Origin of the sequence: Methylobacterium haplocladii (assembly GCF_007992175.1) — a bacterium.
Classification (GTDB): domain Bacteria; phylum Pseudomonadota; class Alphaproteobacteria; order Rhizobiales; family Beijerinckiaceae; genus Methylobacterium; species Methylobacterium haplocladii.
In genome coordinates, this window is sequence record NZ_BJZT01000039.1 from 60,029 (window position 1) to 82,523 (window position 22,495).

General features: G+C 68.5%; 20 protein-coding genes. 6 read left to right on the forward strand and 14 right to left on the reverse strand.

Annotated elements, in window-relative coordinates; translation table 11 throughout:
• Nucleotides 1-45: 45 nt before the first annotated feature.
• From MHA02_RS17870 to MHA02_RS17880, 3 genes are read right to left on the reverse strand one after another with little or no spacing between them, the layout of a single operon-like run.
• Nucleotides 46-957, reverse strand: a complete 912-nt coding sequence (locus MHA02_RS17870) for a transglutaminase family protein (RefSeq protein ID WP_147081210.1) — start codon at nt 955-957, stop codon at nt 46-48.
• Complete coding sequence (locus tag MHA02_RS17875) at nt 954-3,476, reverse strand: circularly permuted type 2 ATP-grasp protein (RefSeq protein WP_147081211.1); 2,523 nt, start codon at nt 3,474-3,476, stop codon at nt 954-956. The genes MHA02_RS17870 and MHA02_RS17875 overlap by 4 nt, the downstream gene beginning before the upstream one ends.
• A complete protein-coding gene (locus MHA02_RS17880; protein ID WP_147081212.1) occupies nt 3,473-6,745 on the reverse strand; it encodes a transglutaminase family protein in 3,273 nt (1,090 codons plus the stop codon). Before MHA02_RS17880 ends, MHA02_RS17875 begins: the two co-directional genes overlap by 4 nt.
• A 223-nt stretch (nt 6,746-6,968) precedes the next feature.
• Here MHA02_RS17880 and MHA02_RS17885 point away from each other — a divergent pair, with 223 nt between their 5' ends.
• Entirely contained in the window at nt 6,969-7,208 is a 240-nt protein-coding gene (locus MHA02_RS17885; protein ID WP_147081213.1) for a hypothetical protein, read from the forward strand.
• Nucleotides 7,209-7,336: 128 nt separating this feature from the next.
• On the forward strand, nt 7,337-8,500 hold the full coding sequence (locus tag MHA02_RS17890) for a zinc-binding metallopeptidase family protein (RefSeq protein WP_147081214.1): 1,164 nt from the start codon (nt 7,337-7,339) through the stop codon (nt 8,498-8,500).
• 73 nt (nt 8,501-8,573) lie between these two features.
• On the opposite strand, the gene MHA02_RS17895 is transcribed toward MHA02_RS17890, so the two are convergent.
• Nucleotides 8,574-9,242, reverse strand: a complete 669-nt coding sequence (locus MHA02_RS17895; RefSeq protein ID WP_147081215.1) for a DUF2147 domain-containing protein — start codon at nt 9,240-9,242, stop codon at nt 8,574-8,576.
• Between the two features lie 232 nt (nt 9,243-9,474).
• Nucleotides 9,475-9,681, reverse strand: coding sequence for a hypothetical protein (locus MHA02_RS17900; RefSeq protein WP_147081217.1), 207 nt, complete (start codon nt 9,679-9,681; stop codon nt 9,475-9,477).
• A 340-nt stretch (nt 9,682-10,021) separates the two neighbouring features.
• Here MHA02_RS17900 and MHA02_RS17905 point away from each other — a divergent pair, with 340 nt between their 5' ends.
• Nucleotides 10,022-10,630 (forward strand): hypothetical protein, encoded by a 609-nt coding sequence (locus tag MHA02_RS17905; protein ID WP_147081219.1) that lies wholly within the window; start codon nt 10,022-10,024, stop codon nt 10,628-10,630.
• Between the two features lie 17 nt (nt 10,631-10,647).
• Here MHA02_RS17905 and MHA02_RS17910 read toward each other — a convergent pair whose 3' ends face one another.
• Both MHA02_RS17910 and MHA02_RS17915 read right to left on the reverse strand, forming a co-directional pair.
• Nucleotides 10,648-11,097 (reverse strand): response regulator, encoded by a 450-nt coding sequence (locus tag MHA02_RS17910; protein WP_147081221.1) that lies wholly within the window; start codon nt 11,095-11,097, stop codon nt 10,648-10,650.
• The gene (locus MHA02_RS17915) at nt 11,094-12,221 is read right to left on the reverse strand and encodes a histidine kinase dimerization/phosphoacceptor domain -containing protein (protein WP_147081223.1); all 1,128 of its coding nucleotides are present in this window, start codon (nt 12,219-12,221) and stop codon (nt 11,094-11,096) included. Before MHA02_RS17915 ends, MHA02_RS17910 begins: the two co-directional genes overlap by 4 nt.
• A 388-nt stretch (nt 12,222-12,609) precedes the next feature.
• Between MHA02_RS17915 and MHA02_RS17920 the strand changes: the two genes are divergently transcribed.
• A complete protein-coding gene (locus MHA02_RS17920; RefSeq protein ID WP_210245087.1) occupies nt 12,610-12,909 on the forward strand; it encodes a hypothetical protein in 300 nt (99 codons plus the stop codon).
• A gap of 248 nt (nt 12,910-13,157) precedes the next feature.
• Here MHA02_RS17920 and MHA02_RS17925 read toward each other — a convergent pair whose 3' ends face one another.
• From MHA02_RS17925 to MHA02_RS17935, 3 genes are all read right to left on the reverse strand, one after another.
• The gene (locus tag MHA02_RS17925) at nt 13,158-13,373 is read right to left on the reverse strand and encodes a BrnA antitoxin family protein (RefSeq protein WP_147081261.1); all 216 of its coding nucleotides are present in this window, start codon (nt 13,371-13,373) and stop codon (nt 13,158-13,160) included.
• Nucleotides 13,374-13,659: 286 nt separating this feature from the next.
• Nucleotides 13,660-14,343: a hypothetical protein gene (locus tag MHA02_RS17930; RefSeq protein ID WP_147081227.1), complete on the reverse strand. Its 684-nt coding sequence runs from the start codon at nt 14,341-14,343 to the stop codon at nt 13,660-13,662.
• Between the two features lie 259 nt (nt 14,344-14,602).
• Entirely contained in the window at nt 14,603-15,697 is a 1,095-nt protein-coding gene (locus MHA02_RS17935; RefSeq protein WP_147081229.1) for a replication protein RepA, read from the reverse strand.
• A gap of 676 nt (nt 15,698-16,373) precedes the next feature.
• Here MHA02_RS17935 and mazG point away from each other — a divergent pair.
• A complete protein-coding gene (gene mazG / locus MHA02_RS17940; protein ID WP_147081231.1) occupies nt 16,374-17,204 on the forward strand; it encodes a nucleoside triphosphate pyrophosphohydrolase in 831 nt (276 codons plus the stop codon).
• A gap of 212 nt (nt 17,205-17,416) precedes the next feature.
• On the opposite strand, the gene MHA02_RS17945 is transcribed toward mazG, so the two are convergent.
• From MHA02_RS17945 to pabB, 4 genes are read right to left on the reverse strand one after another with little or no spacing between them, the layout of a single operon-like run.
• Entirely contained in the window at nt 17,417-17,827 is a 411-nt protein-coding gene (locus tag MHA02_RS17945) for a DoxX family protein (protein ID WP_238180203.1), read from the reverse strand.
• Between the two features lie 29 nt (nt 17,828-17,856).
• Nucleotides 17,857-18,705 carry an aminotransferase class IV gene (locus tag MHA02_RS17950; RefSeq protein ID WP_147081233.1) on the reverse strand — a complete coding sequence of 283 codons (849 nt, stop codon included), beginning with the start codon at nt 18,703-18,705 and terminating at the stop codon, nt 17,857-17,859.
• Complete coding sequence (locus tag MHA02_RS17955; protein ID WP_147081235.1) at nt 18,692-19,321, reverse strand: anthranilate synthase component II; 630 nt, start codon at nt 19,319-19,321, stop codon at nt 18,692-18,694. The genes MHA02_RS17950 and MHA02_RS17955 overlap by 14 nt, the downstream gene beginning before the upstream one ends.
• Nucleotides 19,318-20,721 carry an aminodeoxychorismate synthase component I gene (pabB, locus tag MHA02_RS17960; protein ID WP_147081237.1) on the reverse strand — a complete coding sequence of 468 codons (1,404 nt, stop codon included), beginning with the start codon at nt 20,719-20,721 and terminating at the stop codon, nt 19,318-19,320. The genes MHA02_RS17955 and pabB overlap by 4 nt, the downstream gene beginning before the upstream one ends.
• A 417-nt stretch (nt 20,722-21,138) precedes the next feature.
• Here pabB and rimO point away from each other — a divergent pair, with 417 nt between their 5' ends.
• Entirely contained in the window at nt 21,139-22,491 is a 1,353-nt protein-coding gene (rimO, locus tag MHA02_RS17965; protein WP_147081239.1) for a 30S ribosomal protein S12 methylthiotransferase RimO, read from the forward strand.
• Nucleotides 22,492-22,495: the final 4 nt, after the last annotated feature.

The window sequence follows — 22,495 nt, forward strand, 5'->3', positions numbered from 1 at the left end:
GGCCTCACGGCGGATCCTAGCGCAGGCCTCGGCGGTGCGACAGCGTCAAACCATCTCTTCGTCGTCCGGCACCACGTCGACCTCGACCTTGAGCTTCTGGCCGCCGGGCGAGGAGACGATGCCGTCGATGGGCGTCACGTCGCCGTAGTCGCGGCCGCGGGCGAGTTCGATATGGTCGTCGCGCACGCCGCAGGCGTTGGTGGGGTCGAGGCCGAACCAGCCCGCGTCGCCCCCGTCCCCGTGCCAGTCGCGTCCGCACCAGACCGAGACCCAGGCGTGGCTCGCATCGGCGCCGCGCAGGCGCGGGCGCCCGGGCGGGGGCCGCGTGCGCAGGTAGCCGCTGACATAGGCCGCCGGCAGCCCGAGCCCGCGCAGGCCCGCGATCATCACGTGCGAGAAATCCTGGCAGACGCCGGCCTTGAGCGCGAAGGCCTTGACGAGCGGCGTCGAGACGGTGGTGGCCTTGGCGTCGAAGCGGAAATCGGCGCGGATGCGGTTCATCAGGTCGAAGGCGCCGCCATAGGCGCTGCGTCCGGGTGGAAAGCTCTCGCGAGCATAATCGGTCACCTCGGCGGCGAGGGGCACGCGCCGGCTCGGGAACAGGAAATGAGCGGGCGACTCGGCGCCGAGGGTCGGCAGACTGAGCGCCGCCTCGCGCACCGCCTCCCAGGACGGGCCGGATTCGGGATCGGGCAACGGGGGGCGCTCGACGCTGACGCGGGAGGTCGCCTCGACGGAAAAGACCTTGTGCGGCTGGTCGATGGTCAGCGTCAGGGTCTGCAGTCCGAAGTACTCCTCCCGCGTGCCGCGCCCCTTCGGGATCGGGGTGACGGTGATGCTGCTGGCCAGCACGTGCTGGCCGTCGCCTTCGCGAGGGCGCAGGCGCAGGTTGCAGCGCGCGTAGCGGACGGTGCGCGCGTAGCGGTAGGTCGTCAGGTGGCGCAGGCTGTAGATCACGCGAGGCCCGTCAGCTTCTCCGGCCGCAGGGCATCGGCACTGCCGGGGAAGTAGCGGCCGGCGATGGCGCTGGCGAGTTCCTCCAGCTCGGTCTCGAAATGGGCGAGGCCCGCCGCATTGAGGTCGGCGGCCTCGGCGGTGGCGAAGGTACCGGCGAGCTTGAGCGCCGCGCGCCGGTGCGGCTCGGGCACCCCGTCGGCGCGCAGCTCCGGCAGGGTGTCGAGATGGCGCACGATCGCCTCGACCTGGAACGCGACCGAGCGCGGGTTGAACGGGTCGAGCAGCGCCATGTCGCGCACGGCGTCGAGGCTGACGCCGGTAAGGTAGCGCGCGCCGTAGGCGATCTGGGAATCGCACAGCGCCAGCATGACACCGAGGTCTTCCGCGCCGGCCTGATCGCCGGCGAAGCGGAGCGCGAAGGCGCAGGTGTTCACGCCCCGCTCGATGCGCCGCCCCATGTCGAAGAAGCGCCAGCCGGCGGAGTGGTTCATGTTCTCGTGCGAGAGCCCGGACAAGGCCGAGAGATGGCCCAGCGCCCGCTCGGCCCGGCCGAAGAGCTGCGCTTCGTTCGGCACCCAGGCCTCGCCGAAATCGAGCAGGTCCTGCAATTCGGTCAGCGCCCGCCACGCCTCGACGGGCAGGCGCTCGCGAAGCGTCGAGGCGGAGCGCCGGGCCGAGAGCACGTGGGCCAGCGCCGAGCCGGCCTGCTCGCGGTCGCTCAGGGCCTCCTGCGCCAGGGCGGCCGTCGGCAGGTCGGGCTCGGCGATCGATTCCCACTCGTCGAGCAGCGCGCGGATGCGCAGGCTCGTCGGCGTGCCGACATCGCTGCCGGTATCGGCGGCGAGCGTGCCGGCGAGGCGGCCGAGATGGGTCTGGACGAGGCGGATGACGCCCTCCGCCCGCTCGAGATAGCGGCCGAGCCAGAACAGGTTGTCGGCGGCACGCGAGGGCAGATGCCCGGCGATGCGCCGGATCTTGGGCGTGATCGTCGAGAGCAGCGGCGGCGTCTCGACGGGTGCATCGGACAGGACCCAGACGTCGGCCGAGCGGATGCCGGTGCGCATGTCGGTGGGGTCGGCTCCCTCGCGCTCCGCGGTGCGGCAGAAGGCGCTCGGCATCACGCGCCAGCCGTCCCGCGTGGCGGTGGCGAAGACGCGCATGACGAAGGGCCGGGCGACGAGGCGGCCCTCGGACCAGGCCGGCATGGTCGAGAGCGGACTCGTCTCCTGCCCGACCCAGTCGAAGGGCCGGTCGCGAAGGGCCGCGATGGCCTTGTCGCGGGCGGCGTCGAGGGCGTGCGGCCCGAGGATCGCGTCGCGCTCGGGCCCCCGCACGGGGGTCGCGGCCGGACGCAGGGTCAGACCGTCGAGGTTGGCCCGCACATGGGCGAGGCTCGCGGGATCGCCGCACCACCAGGTCGGCGGATCGGGCAGGCGCAGGGATTCTCCGAGCAGCCGTTCGGCGATGCGCGGAAGGTAGGGGCTGAGCGCGCCGGATTCGAGCACGCCGGAGCCCGGCATGTTGCCGACGACGACACCGCCCCGGCGCAGCACGTCGAGGATGCCGGGCACGCCGAGGCGGCTGTCGGAGCGCAGCTCCATCGGGTCGAGATAGTCGCCGTCGATCCGCCGCCAGAGGGCGTCGGCGCGCTTGAGGCCGGCGACGGTGCGCACATGCAGCAGGCCATCCTGCACCACGAGGTCGTCGCCCTCGACGAGCAGGAAGCCGAGATAGCGCGCCAAGGCCGCCTGCTCGACATAGGTGCTGCTGTAGGGACCCGAGGTCAGCAGGCAGATGCGCGGATCGCTGCGCTCGCAGGCCTGGGTCAGGCCCTCGCGCAGGCTCTGGAAGAAGCCGGGCAGGCGCTCGACGTGCAGGTCGGAGATCAGGTCCGGATAGGCGCGGGCGAGCACCATCCGGTTCTCCAGGGCGAAGCCGAGGCCGGAGGGGGCTTGTGTCCGGTCGGCCAGTACGCGCCAGCGCCCGTCCGGCCCTCGCCCGACATCGGCGGCGTAGATCTGGAGATGGCGGCCGCCCGGCGGCGCGATGCCGTGAGCGGGCCTCAGGAATTCGGAGCTGCCCGCGACGGCTGCGGCCGGCAGCAGGCCCTCCGTGACGAGGCGGCCCGGCCCGTAGATGTCGGAGACGATCCGCTCCATCAGGCCGGCGCGTTGGACGATGCCGGCCGACAGCTCCGCCCAGTCCCGCGAATCGATCACCAGGGGCAGAGGCCCGAGCGGCCAGGCATGCTCGCGCTGATCGCCGTAGACCCGGTAGGAGATGCCGGCGTCGCGGATGTGCCGCTCCCCCGAGAGAAAGCGCGCCCGGACCTCCTGCTCGCCGAGCTGTCCGAAGCGTTCGAGGAAGTGCGGCCAGGCGCCGCGCAGAAAGCCGTCGGCGTCGAGCAACTCGTCGACGAGCCCCGGCCGCTGGTCGTAGCCGTCGATCCAGCTCTGGACTGGATCGAGGGCCGATCCGCCTGTCTGTCGATCGAGTGCGAGCGCCCCCCCCGAGGTCATCGCGGCGCCGGCGTTCGCAGATCGAGGGTGAGCGGAAATTCGATCGAGCGCTCCTCGGGCGGCATCTCGATCAGGCCGGGGGTGTGCGCCTGCGGCTCGAAGCGTGCGAGGCGGCGACCTTCCGCCTCGTAGGCATTCACCGGAAAACTCTCGTAGTTGCGGCCGCCGGGATGGCTGACGTGGTAGCGGCAGCCGCCGAGCGAACGCCCGCTCCAGGTGTCGAGCACGTCGAAGGTCAGCGGCCCGTGGGCCGGGATCGTCGGATGCAGGGACGAGGCCGGCTGCCATGCCTTGAAGCGCAGACCCGCCACCGCCTCGCCGGAGCGCCCGGTCGCGGTCATCGGCAGACGCCGGCCGTTGCAGGCGATGAGGTGGCGGGCGGGGTTGAAGCCCTCGACCTTCACCTGCAACCGTTCGACGGATGCATCCACGTAGCGCACGGTGCCGCCGCCCGACCCTTCCTCGCCCAGGACGTGCCAGGGCTCAAGCGCCTGGCGCAGTTCGAGGCCGACGCCGCCCTGCTCGACCCGCCCGAAGACGGGGAAGCGGAACGCGGCCTGTGCCTCGAAGGCCTTGGGGTCGAAAGCGTAGCCGGCGCGGCGGAGGTCTTCCAGCACGTCGAGGAAGTCCGCCCAGAGGAAATGCGGCAGCATGAAGCGATCGTGCAGGGCCGTGCCCCAGCGGACACAGGAGCCGCCCTGCGGCTCGCGCCATGCCCAGGCAACGATGGCGCGGATGAGAAGCTGCTGCGCGAGGCTCATCCGCGCGTCCGGCGGCATCTCGAAGGAGCGGAACTCCAGGAGGCCGAGGCGCCCGGTCGGGCTGTCCGGGTTGTAGAGCTTGTCGATGCAGATCTCGGCCCGGTGGGTGTTGCCGGTGACGTCCGCGAGAATGTTGCGGAAGAGCCGGTCGACCAGCCAGTGCGGGATGTTCGGCTGTTCGGGCGTCGGCACCTGTCCGAGGGCGATCTCCAGCTCGTAGAGGCCGTCATGGCGGGCCTCGTCCATGCGCGGCGCCTGGCTCGACGGCCCGACATAGAGGCCGGCGAACAGGTAGGAGAGGCTAGGATGGCGCTGCCAGTAGAGCGTCAGGCTCTTCAGGAGGTCCGGCCGGCGCAGGAACGGCGAATCGGCCGGGGTGACGCCGCCGAGGACGAGATGGTTGCCGCCGCCGGTGCCGGTATGGCGCCCGTCGGTCATGAACTTCTCGGCGCCCAGCCGCGTCTGCCGCGCGTCCTCGTAGAGGCCCATGGTGATGTCGACGGCCTCGCGCCACGAGGCGGCGGGGTGGACGTTGATCTCGATCACGCCGGGATCGGGGGTGACCTTGATCAGCCCGATGCGCGGATCGTAGGGCGGCTCGTAGCCCTCGATGTGGAGCGGCTGGCCGATCTCCGCGGCCGAAGCTTCGAGATGGCCGACGAGTTCCAGATACTCGTCGACCCGCTCGAGCGGCGGCATGAACACGCAGAGGCGGCCGTCGCGCGCCTCGACGGTGATCGCGGTGCGTACGGCCACGCCCTCGACACCGGCGCCGTTGGCGCGGTTCGGCCCGCCCCGGCCGTCGGAGAAGTCGCTGGCCGGCAGGTCCGCGCGATTCTCCAACGGGTCTTGCGGGTGGTAGTAGGGATAGGATTCCGGCGGCACCCAGGGCAGCGAGGCGAGCGGCAGCCGGAAGCCGGCCGCTGAGTCGCCGGGCGTGAGAAACAGCGCGCCGCGCCGAAACACCCAGGCTTCCGAGATCCAAACCCGGCCCTCGCCGGCCGCGAGGCTTCCTGCCGGGAGCACGAAGCCGGTCGGGTTGGTCAGACCCCGGGCCGAGACGCGGGCCATGCGGGCATCGTTTTCGGGGCTGCCGCTCTTGGCGTCCGCCGTGGTGACGTTGTCCGGAAGCACGCTCTCGCGCGCCTTCCAGTAGGCGTCGTCCTCATAGGCCGGGATCACGAAACCGGTGAGACCGAGGCGGGCCGCGAGCGAGTCGACCAGCACCCGTGCCGTCTCTGTCGTCGCCTTGCGCGGACCGTCCTCGACGGCGATCAGCGACGGGTCCCGCCAGATCGGCACCCCGTCCTTCCGCCAGAACAGGGCAAAGGCCCAACGCGGCAGGCTCTCGCCCGGATACCACTTGCCCTGCCCGTAATGCAGCAGGCCGCCTTCTCCGAAGCGCACGCGCAGGCGGCGCACGAGCTGGTCGGCGAGGCCGCGCTTGGTCGGGCCGACGGCGGAGGCGTTCCACTCGGGCGATTCGTAATCGTCGATGGAGACGAAGGTCGGCTCGCCGCCCATGGTCAGGCGCACGTCTTGCGCGGCGAGGTCCGCGTCGACCCGCTCGCCGAGCGCGTCCATCGCCTCCCAGACCGTACCGGAGAAGGGCTTGGTGATGCGCGGCGATTCGGCGACGCGGGTGATCGTCATTGCGTAGTCGAACGTGGTGCCCGCGGGCTCGGTGGTGCCCGAGATCGGCGCGGCCGAGCGGTAATGCGGGGCGGCGGCCAGCGGAATGTGGCCCTCGCCGGTAAGCAGGCCCGACGTCGCGTCGAAGCCGATCCAGCCGGCGCCGGGCAGGTAGACCTCGGCCCAGGCATGCAGGTCGGTGAAGTCGGTCTTCGTCCCTTCCGGCCCCTCGACGGCGGTGGTGTCGGGCACGAGCTGGATCAGGTAGCCGGAGACGAAGCGCGCGGCGAAGCCGATCCGGCGCAGCACCTGCACCAGCAGCCAGGCCGAGTCGCGGCAGGAGCCGATCTTGGCCCGCAGGGTCTCGGCCGGGGCCAGCACGCCTTCTTCGTAGCGGGTGGAATAGGCGATCTCGGAGCGGACCAGCTCGTTCAGCGCCACCAGGAACGAGACCGTGCCGGTCTCCGTCGGCAGCCGCTCCAGGAAGGCGTCGATTTCCGGTCCGTGCCCGTCATCGACCGCCAGATACGGGGCGAGTTCCGCCTGCAGGCCATCGGCATAGGCGAAGGGGTAGGCGCCGGCATAGGGCTCGACGAAGAAGTCGAAGGGATTGATCACCGCGAGTTCGGCGGTGAGATCGACCTCGATCCGCAGCTCCGTGCTCTTCTCCGGGAAGACGACGCGGGCGAGCCAGTTGCCGCTCGGATCCTGCTGCCAGTTGATGAAGTGGTTCTCCGGCGAGACCTTCAGCGCGTAGGACGGAATCCGCGTGCGCGCATGCGGTGCCGGCCGCAGCCTGATCACATGGGGAGCGATCGTGATCGGCCGATCGTAGCGGTAATGGGTGACGTGGTGCAGCGCGGCTTGAATCGACACGAAGGCTCCCGCTTCAGTCGTCAGGGCAGGTCACGGTCGCGCCTGGGCGCGGCCGTCGGGCCGGGGCCTTATACACGGGGGCACCGGTCGGGGCCGGAAAAAGCAAGATCCATGCTTCCGGTTGCGGTATTCTGGTGGCGACAGTCCGATCCCCTCCCCTTCGGAATCCCGAGGCCCGCCGCCGATGCCGCAACACCGAATCCATCTCGCGACGGCGCCGGGCATGCCTCTGCCGACCCTGAAACGGAAACTCGGCGTGACGAATGTCGGGCTCTACTGCAATGCCTGCGGCGAGTTCTACGCCTTCGGCGTCGAGGTGCCGGACGACCAGGAGATCGAGTTCACCGCCGACGGCCCGGTTCTGACCAAGTGCCCGTTCTGCGAGGCCGAGGAGGACCGCCGCGTCGGCGAGATCGAGCGCCTCGTGCTCACCGAGAGCAAGAAGAAGCGGCACATCGCCTGATGTGAGGATGGAGGCGGAGGGGAACATCCATCTCCGAAGCCGCTTGGTCAGGATGGGCCGGACCGACGACAGTCGATCGCGGCCCGCCAGGATTCCGGCACCGGGCCCGGCGCGATCGAGACAGGCCCATGAAGATCTTCCAGTGCCAGGCCTGCGACCAGCCGATCTCCTTCGAGAGCACCGCCTGTGAAAGCTGCCAGCGGCGGCTCGGCTTCGTCACCGAAGTCCATGAGATGTCCGCGCTGGAACCCTCCGGCGACGACGTCTTCCACGCCTACGCCAATCCGGGTGCCAAGCTGCGCTTCTGCGCCAACGCGGCGCACGACGCCTGCAACTGGATGGTGCCGGCCGATTCCGCCGAGCCCTATTGCATCGCCTGCCGCCACAACCGGCTGGTGCCCGACATCACCATCGAGAAGAACCTGACCCGCTGGCGCCAGATCGAGGCCGCCAAGCACAGGCTGTTCTACACGCTGATGCGGCTCGGCCTGCCGCTCGCCAGCCGGGAGCAGTACTCCGACGGGCTCGCCTTCGACTTCCTGGCCGATCCGGCCGAGAATCAGGCGCCTGGGCCGCCCGTACTCACCGGACACGACAACGGCCTGATCACCCTCAACATCGCGGAGGCGGACGATGCCGAGCGCGAGCGGCGGCGGATGCTGTTCGGCGAATTCTACCGGACGCTGCTCGGGCACTTTCGCCACGAGATCGGGCACTACTTCTGGGACGTGCTCGTGCGCTACGATGCGAGCCTGCCGACCTGCCGGGTGATCTTCGGGGACGAGAGCGCCGATTACGGCGAGGCCCTGCAGAACCACTACAGGAACGGCCCGCCGCCGCATTGGGAGGAGACCCACGTCTCCTCCTACGCCACGGCTCATCCCTGGGAGGACTTCGCCGAGACCTTCGCCCATTACCTGCACATCGTCGACACGCTGGAGACGGCTTCGGCCTTCGAGATCCAGGTGCGGCCGAAGCTCCGGACCGCGCCCGAGGACATCGAGGACGGGCTCGTCGTGATCGACTTCGACCCCTACAGCGCCGGCGATTTCGGCCGGCTGATCGCCGCCTGGATGCCGCTGACCTACGCGGTGAACTCGCTCAACCGCTCCATGGGCCAGCCGGCACTCTATCCGTTCAAGCTGACCCCGGCTGTCATCGCGAAGCTCGCCTTCGTGCACGAGCGGATCTACTCGGCGCGCAACACCCTCGCCACGGCCGAGATCGGCGCCGACATGCTCAAGGCCGTCATCACCGGCCTGCGCCAGCGCGTGGCCGCGCCGACCACCTGAAACGGCGAAAGCCGCGATCCGAGGGGTTCGGATCGCGACTTTCGTTCATTCGTGCTGGAGGGCGTTCAGGCGCTCACTCGTCCGGATCGGCCTGCGGGGCCGGAGCGGCGGTCCGCGACGGGGCGGCCTTCGGTGCGGACGTCTTGGCGGCGCCGGCCGGCTTCGTGGTGCCGGTCGTCGCAGGCGAGCCTGCGGCGTTGGCGACGGCCGGATTGGGCTTCGGGGCCCATTCGGCGTCGGCACGCGGGCCGTTGGCGCCGTTGGTCGGCCCGGTGAGCTGGCCTTGCGCGAGGTCGGTCTTCTGCTCCCAGGTCTGCGAGCCACAGAGGAAGCCGAGCATGCAGCCGCGAACCGACAGTTCGCCCTGCGCCTCGGACCAGATCGTCACGTCGTAGAACTTGCCGTTCTCGGCGTTGTAGATCTTGCCCTCGTACTTGCCCTCGGAATTGGGCTTGAGGCCCATGATCATCTGGTGGCCGAGGGAGGCGCGAGCCTGCTTCTTCGGGTCGGGATTGCGGAAGTCGACGCGGGGCTTGCCCTCGTCGTTCAGCGGCACCTTCAGCCAGACCGCGTAGCCGCAGATGTTGGTGCTCTGAGCGCCGCATTTCTCGACGCGGATGCGGGCCTTGCCGTCTTCGGTGAGCCAGACGCCGCTCGGATCGCGCGGAGCGGCCTGGGCGAGGCTCGGGAGCGCGACGAGCGCCAAGCCCGCGAGCGCGCCGGTGATCGGAGACCAGTTCATGTGATGCGTATCCCCTGCCCGCGCGCCAATCCGCGGGTCGTCGGCTGGTTCGGGACCGTGGCACGCACGCCGCCGGCCATCCGTCTGAGCCCCCGATGTCGTCCGGGAAATTGACCGCATCATGACCGGCTTGCGGCGCCCGGATGCCCTTCGCCGACATGCGACGGTCCCGGCAACGAAAAAGGCCGGCGCAGCTGCACCGGCCTTCGAAGCATTCAATCCTGCCGGAGGATCACTCGCCGGGCTGCATGCCCGAGGTGAAGTGGCCGCACCAATCCTTGCCGCCCACCACCGGCCAGAGGCCATGGCCGTTCGGCTCGGGCTGGCTCACGGGCGGGTTGAAGCGGCACAGGCCCTCGTCGCCGGCAGCGTTGCCGCCATTGGTCTTGTGCTCGTCGAAGAAGCGGCAGCTCTCGCAGGACGCGTTGGTACCGGCCATGGGATGTTCCTTTCGAATTTCTCGGCGACCGAAGCGATCGGGCTCCGTCGCCAGCGCTGTTCTTAGTTAGAATAACTCCAGTCTGGCGTCAAGCAGTTTAGAACGATTCTGTTGAGCGTAGCCGCGTCTCGTGGATCCCGGCCGAAGCCGTCTGCGCCGGCACGGCATCGGGGAAGCTATCCGGGCCGGCCCGCCGCTGCCGCGACGGAGGTCAGCCTGACTCGCAACAGCAACACCCGTCCCGCCAATTCCGTGCGCTGCAGAACTTCGCCTTGCGCTGCGGTGCCGAGGCCATCACGATTCCGGTCGTGGAGTTCGCTGCGGCCAAGGTGGGGTTCCGGTGCCTTTCGGCGAATCGAGTCTGACGGCCTGGATCCTGCTCTGGGTGGCGGCGCTCTCCAGCCTCGCCACGTTCGCGATCACCCTGCGACGCGACGCGCAAGCCCGGCGCAAGGCACTGGCGGAGAAAGAACAGCTCTGGTCGCTGACCTGGGCCGAGTATCTCGACGACGGGCCGTTCCGCTGCCTGCGTCTGCGCCTGCACGACGTCGACAAGCACAAGTGCCGCCTCAAGACCGTGACGCTGAAGAGGCCCGGTGCCGGCCGCCTCGCCCCCCAGACCTGGATCGACAAGAGCACCTCGGAGCCCTGGCACAAGCGCGCCCAGGCCGACCGCACCGCGCTCGGCCGTCGCATCGCCGTCGCCAAGGATCTCGACGGCTCGAACGCCCGCTTCTCCGGCCAGTCATACGACGACGTCTACATCTACGTGCTGATGCCCCGGCGCCCGGCCTTCAGCTTCGCCGCCCAGACTCAGCTCCGCGTGGTCTGCCGCATCTCCGAGATCTCACGCCGCGCCCGCCGCCGGAAGATCACGCTGATCAGCCCGCCTGCCGACTGGGCCGCCGCCGATGCGCCGAAGCCCGAGGACGTGAAACAGACGATCTGATGTTTCGCCATGGCGGTCTATGGCGCGGCCGGCGCCCAGCTCGCCCGATAGGCGGGGGCCAGGATCATGCCGTGAGGAACGGCCAGGACCGGGGGCGGGCGGCGCAGGCCTTCCTCGAGGAAAGCCAGGGTGTCCTCCATGACGCTGGCTGAGAACGGCTTGCTGATCACCGCAGCCGCGCCCTCCAGGTCCTCGGACAATTGACGCGAATTGGCGGTGATGAAGACGGCGGTGACGCCGCCGATCTCCCGCACGGCGCGGGCGACGTCGAGGCCCGACGAGCCGTCGCCGAGCCGCAGGTCGACGAAGACGAGTTCGGGCCGTGTCTCGTGGACGAGGGTCACGCCGTCCTCCGCGGTCATGGCCGTGCCGACGATGACGTGCCCGGCATCCTCAAGCAGCATTTCGAGCTGCATCAGGATCAGGGCCTCATCCTCCACCAGCAGAACCCGCAGCGGTTCGCTCACTGACTCTCCGAACTGACTGCCGTTTCGCGGGGCAGACTGACGTGGACGGCCGTGCCGGGATTGGCAGACTGCCAAGAGATACTGGCATTCAACTGGCGGGCAAGCGTTTCGATCAGGCGTTTTCCGAAAGAGCGCTTGCCGGATATTTCGACCGGTACCGGCATACCAACGCCGTCATCGGTGATTTTGATCGTAAAATACTTTTCGGCCGGCGCCACCAGGATCGAGAGCCGCCCGGCGCGCCCATCCGGAAAGGCGTGCTTGAGGGCGTTGGTGACGAGCTCGTTCATCATCAGCGCGATCGGCGGCGCCTTGGCCACCGGCACCTCGACAGCCTCGAAATCGAAATGCAGGCGGATGTCGTCGCGGCCCGACCCCCGCACCAGGTCGGTGGCGAGGTCGCGGGCGAATTCGGTCACGTCGAAGCGCTCGACGTTGTTGGACTGGTAGAGCCGCCGATGCACGGTACCGAGCGCCTCGACGCGCTTGAGCATCGCGTCCATCGAGGCGCGCGCCGCTGGATCGGTAATCGTGCGGGTCTGCAGGACCAGCAGCGAGGAGATCATCTGCAGGTTGTTCTTGACCCGGTGATCGACCTCGTGGACCAGCATGGTCTTGGCAGCCAGGGCCTCGCGCAGATCGTGGGTGCGCCGGGCGACCTCCCGCTCGAAATGCTCCTTCTCCTGCTGCGTCTTGAGATGCGCGTCGACCCGGTCGGTGACGTCGAGCTGCGAGGCGAAGAAATACAGCACCTCGCCGGCCTCGTTGGCGACCGGGCTGAGATACAGCGCGTTCCAGAAGGAGGTGCCGTCCTTGCGGTAGTTCAGGAGATCGATGGCGATGTCGCGGCACTCCGCGACCGCTTCGCGGATCTGCCGTACGGCGGCCCTGTCGGTGTCCGGCCCTTGCAGGAAGCGGCAGTTCCTGCCCATGATCTCGTCGCGGCCGTAGCCGGACATCGCGAGGAAGGCGTTGTTGACGTAGACGATCGGGTTGTCGGCCTGCCGCGGATCGGTGATGATCATCGCCATACGGGTGCCGCGCACGGCGGCAGCGAACGGATCGCCCTTGCCCGTGCTGGCATGCAGCTGATCCGTCAGCCTCCAGGCTTCGTCCTGTTCCATCCCGTCCCGCTTCTTCCAACCCGTGTCGTCAGGCTTGCAGACGCCGCGTCGCGATCGGCCCTGCAGCACTGGCGGTCGATACGTGCATTAACGCCTACATGGCCATGCGGCCACGGGCGACAACCGTGGCGGTGCCCGATGGATCCCTTACGCCGCTCCCCGGCCCTAGGTTTCGCATGTCGTGCCCCAATGACGGAGATGCCGTCCATGTGGCGCACATGCGCAGGGTGCGACGACACGATATGCCACCCAACCAAGGTTTGGCGGGTTGAGCGTGGCAAGAGGCTTGCTCGCAACGCTTGCAGGAGCCGTATCGTCGTCCGCTCGGCGACATTCGGCCGACCTGACGACGCGACCTCACCTGACGACGGAACCCCGAAGGACTTCGATGATCGACATGCCGACCCTCGAGGGCGACCGCGCGGTCGACGCCCTGCTGCGCCAGATCACCTGGAGCCGCTTCGTCGGCGACGACGGCGTCGCCGTTCCGTATCGCGACGATCCCGCCTCGGCCGCCGTGGTGATCGAACTCCGTCAGGCGGGCGAGCGGCTCAACGCCAGCGGCGGCCTCGACGCCCTCGACGAGGCCATCCTGCGCATCACCGAGATGAACTCGGCCTATTCGGACCAGCGCTCCAACCTGCTCGAGGCGCTGTGGTCCTCGGTGGGGCGTGACGAGGAGGTGTGAATCGGCCTCCGGCCGGGCGGAGCGGTATCGGGGCCACGCCACCGGGACGTTCCCGTCGCCGCGAGCGCAGTGAAGTAGAACATGGAGGCACGCGCACCGTTCGGGCTGTGGCCCTGGATCGCTCCGCTGCGATCGTGATGCCGGGGGTATCCGGTGTCCGGCACGACCCGATTGCGACGGGTTCTGCCGTCGAGGCGACGACGACCGATTTCGGCCAATGCCCCCGCGCGGCTTCGCATCGCGAGCGCTCAGGAAAGACCCGCGGCTTTGCGGAGCGCGGCATTGAGCCGATCCTGCCACCCCGGCCCGTCGGCCTGGAAATGCTCCAGCACGTCACGATCGATGCGCAGCGTGACCTGCTCGCGTCCGCCCGGGATGGCCGGCGCCTTGGCTGTGGCCGGTGCCTCGACGGGCTTCGTCGTGGTTTTCCGGAACGCCGCCTCGGCCGCGTCCCGCGCGCTCATCGTCGATCTGGCCATGGGTCCTTAACTCTCCGCCGATCCGAAGTTCGGAGAACCTGCTCCGGGTTGCGGCGTGCAAATCCAGGACGCCGATCCGGAACGGCCCGCTTCGGATCCAGAATGACCGTTTTAAGCAGGTTCGCGTCGGCAGGCCAACGGCCCACCCGCTTAGCGTGTTGTTTTATCGCAGGTTTTTGGCTGACGATCGCAGGACGCTTTTTCGAACACCGTTGAGGCCGGCGGTCCCGTCCCGCTTCGCCGGATGCGGGGGGATGACGCCCACATCCCCTCAACTCTCGTCCTCGTCGCGGCGCGAAGCCTCGTCGTCCTCCGGTTCCACCAGGGCGTAGACCGCATCGCCCATCCGCTTGAGCGGACCACCGGGACCCGAGCGTTTCCAGAGGCGCGTGTTGAGGGCAGCGACGGGATCGTGACCCGGCAGGGAGAAGCCGCGGCGCGCAAGCACCGCCAGAATCTCGCTGGCATGGAGCGGCCGGCCGGCCTCATCCAGGGCCGCCAGGGCCGCCTCGATCAGCGCGCGGCCGTAACGGCGGGCGAGGACGCCCTCGGAGAGCGCGGCATCCATCGGAACAGGTTCGGCCGACCCTCCGGCGTTACCCGCCTTTCGCGCCTCCGGGGCGACAGCACCGGGCCGGAGGTCGTCACCGGGCGAAGGCGGCGATGCGCGTTCGGCGGGAGGTTCGCGCTCGGACGCAGGCTGCCGCAACGGAGTGCGCCGATCCGCGGTGTCCGCCCGCTCAGCCGGATCCGGGGAAGGCCATGGTCCCGGTGTCGACGAGAAGGGGACGGGAGCGGCGGGCGGAGGCTCGTCGACCGGCAAGGGCGGACCGCCCCTCAGCCGGCGACCGAGCTCGAGATAGAGTGTGAGGTCGGTGATCGTGCGATCGAGCGCCTCGCGCTGTCGGCGCAAGGCGGCGAGCTGCGCCTCTGCTTCGGCTTCCGACAACACCATGCTGCGACCCTCGGGATGGTCCGGAGATTTTTCGGACCCGTCCGCAGCGCTTACAGGAATATTCCTTAATCTGCTACACATTCCCTTACAGCGTCATATTCTAAGGTGTCTTCCTTATGTGACGAACAGAATAACTCGGAATGGAATTATTCCGAGTTCCGTCGGCAGTTAAGCGAGAGCGGCTAAGGCGTTCCGGTGGCTTACGGTCCGCTGCGCTTTGCTTCGTCATAGCAACACATTCTAAGAATATTCCATCGGATTAGGCGGCGTTTCGTTTCTTCCGAGCCATTCCAATCGCTCTGGGCGGAACGATGAGGGCGCTCGGATCGGCCGGGTTGAGGACCATACCGCGTTCGTCGAGCGTGATCGGCAGGCGCGGGAACACCTCGAGTACACCGGCGATATCCGCCTTGAAGGCCTGCCGGAAGCTGCGTTGCGAGGCATTGTCGGCCCCGAACTGCTTGTGCAGGTTGTCCCAGGTGAGCCTCAGAGGCCGCTGCAGGGCGCGCAGGCGGTAGCCGGCCCAGAACAGCAGGTCGAGCTTCCGAGCCGATCCTGACAGCGCCCTGGCGGCGCGGATGTCCACGGGAAGGGCGTGCTTGATCAGGCTTTCGTAGAAGTCCTGGTGGAACTGGACCTCGCGCTGCCAGACCACCTCGCCGGCGCCCTGCGGCCGCCACAGGTCGAGGCGGCGGAAAGGCGGGACGGTGAGCGTCGAGGCGGTCTCCTTGCCGTCCCAGAGGCCGATCTGCATGGAACAGGCGGCGAGCCGGTTGAGCTGCTCCTTGAAGGCGCCGATGGTGCCGCGCTCGCCGCCGGTGACGGCGAATCCCATCTCGCGCATGAAGCCGGACAGGCTGTCGGCCACAGCGATCACGGGGCTGCGCTGGCGCACCGCCTCGGTACAGAGGTGAAGCAGGACGAGCCGTGCCTTGGGGCCGTAGGGCAGGCCCTGCGCCTCCATCTCGCCCGTCACCGGGTTCTTGAGGCGTCCCGCGCTGAGGCTCAGGGAGTTGCGGCCGTATTCGCGCAGGACCTCCCGCATCGGGCCGGGATCGCGGTAGGGCAGGCCGCAGAGCGCCAGGACCGAGTGGATGTGCTGCAGGTTCTCGGGCGCGGCGGGCTCGTTCTCGATGACCTCGCGCACGGCGTCGCGCCGGCGCTGATCCCGCGCCATGCTCTCACGCCGGGTTTTCTGGGAGTTTTGTGCGGCAGTCTGCGCGTCACGGTCGCGCTGCCGGAACAGCAGATGCTCGACGATCTGCGCGAACAGGAACCCGCCCCGCGCTGCTTCCAACTCGGTGCGCAGGTCCGGGTCACGGATCTGATCGATCTTCTGGTCGAGCCCTGACATGCGCTGCGTTCGCCGACGTCCTCGTTCCACCCTGCCCCGTCGTATCGCCGACGTCCAAGTCCGGGTGGCGCCGGATGTCGCACGATTCGCGGGCGAGGAGTCCTGTGGCGGATCGGTCTTATCCCGGCTTTCCCCGCTTCTCGGGCCTTGTCGTCCCCAGACCTGGTCTCCGCGCCTTCCCGCAGAGTTCGATACGCCGGGATTTCAGCGGACCGGCCTACGCAGAGTTCGATACGGGGCACCGCCGCCGGGTTCTCCACGGAATGCACAGCCTCATCGGTTTTCCCGCGCCGAATCCCATGCGAACCCGCGCAGAGTCCGATGCGATCGATGGAAGAATCCACGCAGAATTCCATACGCTGTCGCGCAGAGTCCGATGCTCACTCGCGCAGAGTTCGATGCACGAACAGGGCTCAAGCCTTTGTCTGGAAAGCGTTTTTTACTCTGTCATATAACCTGCTGAACAGACTCTCTTAAAAGAGTCATCCAGATATTCTTCCTACTTAGGCGCGAGCGTCCGCTGAAACGAACGGGCAGAGGACGACTCAAATTATGGAATATATGGAATTATCCACACGTCAGACCCGGTTTATCCAACGTAGCTCGGCCATTCCGACGAAGGGCCGTACAAGACACTCGGATGTGCATTCGGAACGAAAGCGGTACGAAACTCTGCATGACGAATCATCCGATCGACACGCTGCTTCACCTCATGGCGATGCTACGGGACCCGGTAAGGGGCTGTTCCTGGGATGTGGCCCAGACGCCGGCCAGCATCGTGCCGTTCACGATCGAGGAAGCCTACGAGGTGGCAGATGCGGTGGATCGTGGCGATCCCGACGAGCTGCGGGACGAGCTCGGCGATCTCCTGCTCCAGGTCGTGTTCCAGGCGCGGATGGCGGAGGAGGCGGCTCGGTTCGACTTCACGGATGTCGTCGGCGGCATCGTCGCCAAGCTGATCCGCCGACATCCCCACGTGTTCGAAGTCGACGGTACGCTGCTGCCCATCGGGCGACCGCGCGACGATCCTGCCACGGTCGAAGCAGCGTGGGCGCGGATCAAATCCGAGGAGCGGGCGGAGGCGGCAGCTCGGGGCAGGGTGCAGCCGACCGACATGCCTCTCGACGGCATCCCCCTGGCTATCCCTGCCCTCACGCGCGCCGAAAAGATCTCACGAAAGGCCGCTGGCTATGGGTTCGATTGGCCGAATGCGCGGGAGGTGATCGCCAAGGTCCGCGAGGAGACCGACGAGGTCGAGGAGAGCCTGGGGGCCGGCGACCCTGCAGCGATCGCCGAGGAGATCGGCGACCTGTTGTTTTCCGTGGCGAACCTCGCCCGCCATGCCGGGATCGATGCGGAGGAGGCTTTGCGCCAAGGCACCCGGAAGTTCGAGCGCCGGTTCACGGCCATGGCTGCACGACTGGAAGCGGACGGCCGGACCCTCGCATCGAGCGATTTGCCGGCGATGGAAGCCGCTTGGCAGGCGGTCAAACGCGGCGAGGGTTGAGAACGCCCTCCCCGCTCGAGATCATCCTTGCCGCACGATGTTTTCAGCAAACCGGAATCCGGTTTTTCGCATCATGCTCCAGCGCGATCCTGATCTTCGGCGAACGGCACTTCGGCATGGCGCCGGTTTTGTCGGAGCCTCGGTTGCACACCCATGACAGGGTCATGCAGGGCAGGCTCGTCCCTGGATCCCTGGATCCCGGGATCGGAGGATCACGGGAGCAAAGGATCCTTGGCTGAGGACCGAACGGGGCGCCGGCCGAACGGCCAGTCGATCACGTGAACGGCATAGAGCGCCCACCACACCATCACCGGCTGCATCGCGAAGCGGGGTGCATGGTACCACCAGCTGTCGGGGATCGGTGGGATCGCGATGTGGTCGAGGGCCTGCTTCACGTTCGCCGGAAACACGCAGACGGCGTAGAGCGCGAGCATGATGCCGGCGAGACGCCGGAGGCGCACGGTCGTCAGCGCCAGGGCTCCGGTGGTCTCGCAGAGGCCGGTGGCGATCACCACGAGGCGCGGTTCCGGCACCCAATCGGGCATGATCGGCAGGAAACTCTCCGTCGACGTGAGATGCACGGTGCCGATGCCGGCATAGACCACGATCAGCACCCAGCGCATCCAGGCGCGGTCGTCCGCCCCCTGCCCCGTCACGACACCGACTCCGGGCCGACACCGCAGGATGCGGCTACGGCCTCGCGCATGGCCCGACTCAACTGCGCGACGGCCGGGTTCTCTGCGCTCTCGAACAAATGCTCTCCGATCGCGGTCACCGGACTGACGAGCCGCAGCGAGTTGGTGAGGAACACGGCGTCGGCCCCCAAGAGTTCGTCGAGCGGCAAAGGCCGTTCCTCGACCGCCAGCCCGACGCTCGGCGCGACCGAACAAATCTGCGCACGGACGATCCCCGGCAGCACCCCCTCCTCCAGGGACGGCGTCACGAGTCTTTGGCCAAACATTCCGAAGACGTTGCCGATGCCGGCGCAGGCGACGCGGCTGCCTGTGTTGAGAAACAGCGTCTCGTCGAAACCGGCCGCCGTCGCCTCGCGGGCGGCCAGCACGGCATCGAGATAGCCGAGGGTCTTGAGGCGGGACGTGGGCGAGGTCTCGTTCCGGCGGATCGCGGTGCGGTGCAGCCGCATCGGCGTGAAAGCGAGGCCGGACCGCGCGGGCGCGGCGCTCGCGAACAGGAGAGGCTTCGTCTCCGCAGGCGGCGCGATGCCGCGCGGCCCCGGACCGCGCGTGACGGTCGTGCGGATCGCCGTCCTCGGAGCGGTCCCGGCGACCGCGCGCATCGCCTCGACGACCCGCTCCGGCGCAACCGCAAAACCCAACGTTCGTGCCGCTGCGACCAACCGGGCGACATGCGCCTCCTCGAAGGCGACCCGCCCACCGAGGGCCAGCGCCGTGTCGAAGACGCCGTCGCCGAGGAGCAGGCCGCGGTCCGAGAGGTCGAACGGGACCGGACCCGCGACGAGGCGACCGTCACACCAGAGCATCGAGGCTCGCTCGCGCCGGCATCCGCCCCCGCCCCTCGCGCCAGGCCCGGGCAAGTCGCAAAAAGTTGGAGAAGATCGCGTGGCCGCCCTCGGTGAGCACCGATTCCGGGTGGAACTGGATGCCCCAGGTGGGGTGGCGGCGATGCGAGAGCGCCATGATCTCGCCCTCGGCCGAGAGCGCGTTCACCGCCAGTTCCCGCTCCATGCCGGGCTGGGCCGAGACGATCAGCGAGTGGTAGCGCGCCACGGCCATCGGGTCGGGCAGCCCCGAGAACAGGCCTGTGCCGTCGTGGCGCACGGGCGTGGCCTGACCGTGCAGCGGGCGGAGCGCGCGCTCGACCCGCCCGCCGAAGGCCGCGCCGATCGCCTGGTGGCCGAGGCAGACGCCGAGGATCGGCACCACGCCCGACAGGTCGCGGATCGCGGGAAGACTGACCCCGGCTTCGGCCGGCGTGCAGGGACCCGGTGAGATCACCACGGCGTCCGGCACCATGGCCCGGATCTCGGAGACCGAGAGCGCGTCGTTGCGCGCGACCTCCACCGTCTCGCCCAGCTCCTCGAAGTAGCGCACGACGTTGAAGACGAAGGAATCGTAATTGTCGATGACGAGGATCATCGGACCCCCTCGCCGTCCGGTGCGAAGGCGGCGAAGACGCGCGCGGCCTTGGTCAGGGTCTCCTCGTATTCCGGGCCGGGCTCGGACAGCAGCGTGATGCCGCCGCCGGCCTGGAGCACGGCCTCGCGTCCATCCATGAACACGGTTCGGATGGCGATCGAGGTGTCCATGGCGCCGTCGAAGCCGATGGCGCCGATGGCGCCGCAATAGAGTTCGCGCGCATCGCCTTCGATCTCGGTGATGATGTCCATGGCCCTGAGCTTCGGCGCGCCGGTGATCGAGCCGCCCGGGAACGTCTTCGCGATGAGATCGAGGGCATCGGTACCCTCGCGCAGCGTGCCCGTGACCACCGAGACGAGATGGTGGACCGACGCATAGGATTCCAGCCCGCACAGAACCGGCACACGCACACTGCGCGGCTCGCAGACCCGCGAGAGGTCGTTGCGCAGCAAGTCGACGATCATGATGTTTTCGGCGCGCTCCTTCGGGTTCTCCTGAAGGGCCTTCGCCAGGCTCGCATCCTCGTGCGGGTCGCCGACGCGGCGCACCGTTCCCTTGATCGGACGCGTCTCGACCTCGCGGCCGCGCAACGTCAGAAAACGCTCCGGCGAACTCGATGCGATCGTGAGGTCGTCGAAGGCGAGATAAGCGCCGAAGGTGGCCGGATTGGTCGCGCGCAGCCGCCGGTAGAGCGCGAACGGATCGAAGCCCGACGGCAGTTCGGCGGTGAAGCGCTGGGCGATATTGGCCTGATAGATGTCGCCAGCGCGGATGTAGTCTCGGACTTTTTCGACCGCTTCCTCATAGCCTTGCCGCGAAAAGTTCGAGTTCCAGGTGAGCTGAACCGGGGCGGCTTCCGCCGACGGCTCGGGCTCGCTCGGCTCACCGAGCAAGGTGGCGAAGGCGTCGAGACGGATCCGGGCTCGGGCCTCGCGGGCGCTCGGGTCGGTCTCCGGAAATCCGGTGGCGATCAGCAGGCAGCGGTCGTGTTCGTGGTCGATGGCGAGCAGCGTGTCGTAGAGGTTGAAGGCGATGTCGTCGGTCAGCCCGGCCCGCCGCGGCGGCTTCGCCACCCGCTCCAGCTCCCGGCCGAGATCATAGGCGAAGTAGCCGATCGCGGCGCCGGGAAAGGCGGGGAGGTCGGGTTGCGGCGGCAGGCGGTAGGGGGCCAGACAGTCGCGCAGGGCGTCCAGCGGCTTGCCGTCGAGGGCCTGTCCGTCCAGCGTGGCGCGGCCTTCGCGCAACCGGAAGCGGCCGAACGGATCGGCCCCGAGCACCGAGACGCGCCCGAGGGTGTCGTGCTGCATGGCGCTGTCGAGAAAGGCGAGCCCCGGCAGGCGCGACAAAAGCCGCGCCGCCACGATGGGGTCGATGGATGGGATCTCGCGGGTCCAGACCATGGGAGTGGTGATTTCGCGTCTCGCGCTCAGGAACGTCTCAAGCACCAACTGCGCCGAAACACCTCTCGTCAATTCCCGCCCGGTGCGACCCGTCTGCAGCCAGGGCATGCGCGCCCTGCCCTTTTTAGGTTTTGCGACTTTATCAATCACGCGAGTTCTTCGGCACAAGGCACGGACAGGAAACGGATAAGTTGCGTTATTAGCGCTCATGAACGGTCGCGGATGGAAAGCTTTGAGCGGCGATGCCGGCTCGATCCCGGGCGTGCATGCCTCGACCGGCCTATCCGTCGCGCGACCGACCTTCGGCGCGAGGCTCGCAACACCGGCACCGGCGGGCTATACCCCGCGCATCCTCTTGCCTCCGAGATCCGAGCGGCCCGACCGGCTGCCTCGCGTCACGTCGCCGTTCGAGACGCCATGACCGCTACTGCCGTACCCGCACCGCCGGACGCCGCGACGAAGGCCGCCCCGCGGATTTCGTTCGTGTCGCTCGGCTGCCCCAAGGCGCTGGTCGATTCCGAACGGATCCTCACGCATCTGCGGGCCGAGGGCTACGAACTGGCCCGCCGCCACGACGGGGCCGACGTGGTGATCGTCAACACCTGCGGTTTCCTCGACTCGGCCAAGGCGGAATCGCTCTCGGCGATCGGGGAGGCGATGGCCGAGAACGGCCGGGTCATCGTCACCGGCTGCATGGGCGCGCAGCCCGACGAGATCCGCGAAAAGTATCCGAACCTCCTCGCCGTCACCGGCCCGCAGGCCTACGAATCCGTGGTCGCCGCCGTGCACGAGGCGGTGCCGCCGGCGCACGATCCGTTCCTCGATCTGATCCCGCCCCAGGGCGTGAAGCTGACGCCGCGGCACTACGCCTATCTGAAGATTTCCGAGGGCTGCAACAACCGCTGCACCTTCTGCATCATCCCGAGCTTGCGGGGCGATCTCGTCAGCCGCCCGGCGGCCGACGTGCTGCGCGAGGCCGAGAAGCTGGTGAAGGCCGGCGTCAAGGAACTGCTGGTGGTCTCGCAGGACACCAGCGCCTACGGCGTCGACACCCAATATGCCGCGAGCCGCTGGCAGGACCGCGACGTGCGCGCCCGCTTCTACGACCTCTCCAAGGAACTCGGCGAGCTCGGGGCCTGGGTACGGCTGCACTACGTCTACCCCTACCCCCATGTCGACGAGGTCATCCCGCTGATGGCCGAGGGCAAGGTGCTGCCGTATCTCGACATGCCGCTCCAGCACGCGTCGCCCAGCGTCCTCAAGCGGATGCGCCGGCCGGGCAACCAGGAGAAGCAGCTCGACCGCATCCGGCGCTGGCGCGAGATCTGCCCGGACCTCGCCATCCGCTCGACCTTCATCGTCGGCTTCCCCGGCGAGACCGATGCGGAATTCGATGAGTTGCTGGACTGGATCCGCGAGGCGCGGCTCGAGCGGGTCGGCTGCTTCGAGTACGAGCCGGTGCGCGGCGCGACCGCCAACGACCTCGGCGTAGCGGTTCCTCCCGAGGTGAAGGCCGAGCGCAAACGGCGCTTCATGGAGGCGCAGGGCCTGGTCTCGCTGAAGCTGCAGCGCGCCAAGATCGGCAAGCGGCTTCAGGTGATCATCGACGAGGCCGGACCTGCGGGAGCCAAGGGCCGCTCCAAGGCCGACGCGCCGGAGATCGACGGCACGGTCCACGTCGCCTCGCGAAGGCCCCTGCGGCAGGGCGACATCGTCACCGTGAAGATCGAGCGGGCCGACGCCTACGACCTGCACGGGATCGCAGTGTAGCGAA

What these genes read in the sequence shown, in the direction of transcription:
- MHA02_RS17935 (WP_147081229.1), bottom strand. Translation starts at nt 15,697, where the DNA reads ATGTCAGGGCTCGACCAGAAGATCGATCAGATCCGTGACCCGGACCTG.
- MHA02_RS17885 (WP_147081213.1), top strand. Translation starts at nt 6,969, where the DNA reads ATGCCTCTGCCGACCCTGAAACGGAAACTCGGCGTGACGAATGTCGGG.
- MHA02_RS17925 (WP_147081261.1), bottom strand. Translation starts at nt 13,373, where the DNA reads ATGAGCGCGCGGGACGCGGCCGAGGCGGCGTTCCGGAAAACCACGACG.
- MHA02_RS17945 (WP_238180203.1), bottom strand. Translation starts at nt 17,827, where the DNA reads ATGCGCTGGGTGCTGATCGTGGTCTATGCCGGCATCGGCACCGTGCAT.
- MHA02_RS17915 (WP_147081223.1), bottom strand. Translation starts at nt 12,221, where the DNA reads ATGGAACAGGACGAAGCCTGGAGGCTGACGGATCAGCTGCATGCCAGC.
- pabB (WP_147081237.1), bottom strand. Translation starts at nt 20,721, where the DNA reads ATGGTCTGGACCCGCGAGATCCCATCCATCGACCCCATCGTGGCGGCG.
- MHA02_RS17895 (WP_147081215.1), bottom strand. Translation starts at nt 9,242, where the DNA reads ATGAACTGGTCTCCGATCACCGGCGCGCTCGCGGGCTTGGCGCTCGTC.
- mazG (WP_147081231.1), top strand. Translation starts at nt 16,374, where the DNA reads ATGACGAATCATCCGATCGACACGCTGCTTCACCTCATGGCGATGCTA.
- MHA02_RS17920 (WP_210245087.1), top strand. Translation starts at nt 12,610, where the DNA reads ATGATCGACATGCCGACCCTCGAGGGCGACCGCGCGGTCGACGCCCTG.
- MHA02_RS17890 (WP_147081214.1), top strand. Translation starts at nt 7,337, where the DNA reads ATGAAGATCTTCCAGTGCCAGGCCTGCGACCAGCCGATCTCCTTCGAG.
- rimO (WP_147081239.1), top strand. Translation starts at nt 21,139, where the DNA reads ATGACCGCTACTGCCGTACCCGCACCGCCGGACGCCGCGACGAAGGCC.
- MHA02_RS17955 (WP_147081235.1), bottom strand. Translation starts at nt 19,321, where the DNA reads ATGATCCTCGTCATCGACAATTACGATTCCTTCGTCTTCAACGTCGTG.
- MHA02_RS17930 (WP_147081227.1), bottom strand. Translation starts at nt 14,343, where the DNA reads ATGGTGTTGTCGGAAGCCGAAGCAGAGGCGCAGCTCGCCGCCTTGCGC.
- MHA02_RS17950 (WP_147081233.1), bottom strand. Translation starts at nt 18,705, where the DNA reads ATGCTCTGGTGTGACGGTCGCCTCGTCGCGGGTCCGGTCCCGTTCGAC.
- MHA02_RS17875 (WP_147081211.1), bottom strand. Translation starts at nt 3,476, where the DNA reads ATGACCTCGGGGGGGGCGCTCGCACTCGATCGACAGACAGGCGGATCG.
- MHA02_RS17900 (WP_147081217.1), bottom strand. Translation starts at nt 9,681, where the DNA reads ATGGCCGGTACCAACGCGTCCTGCGAGAGCTGCCGCTTCTTCGACGAG.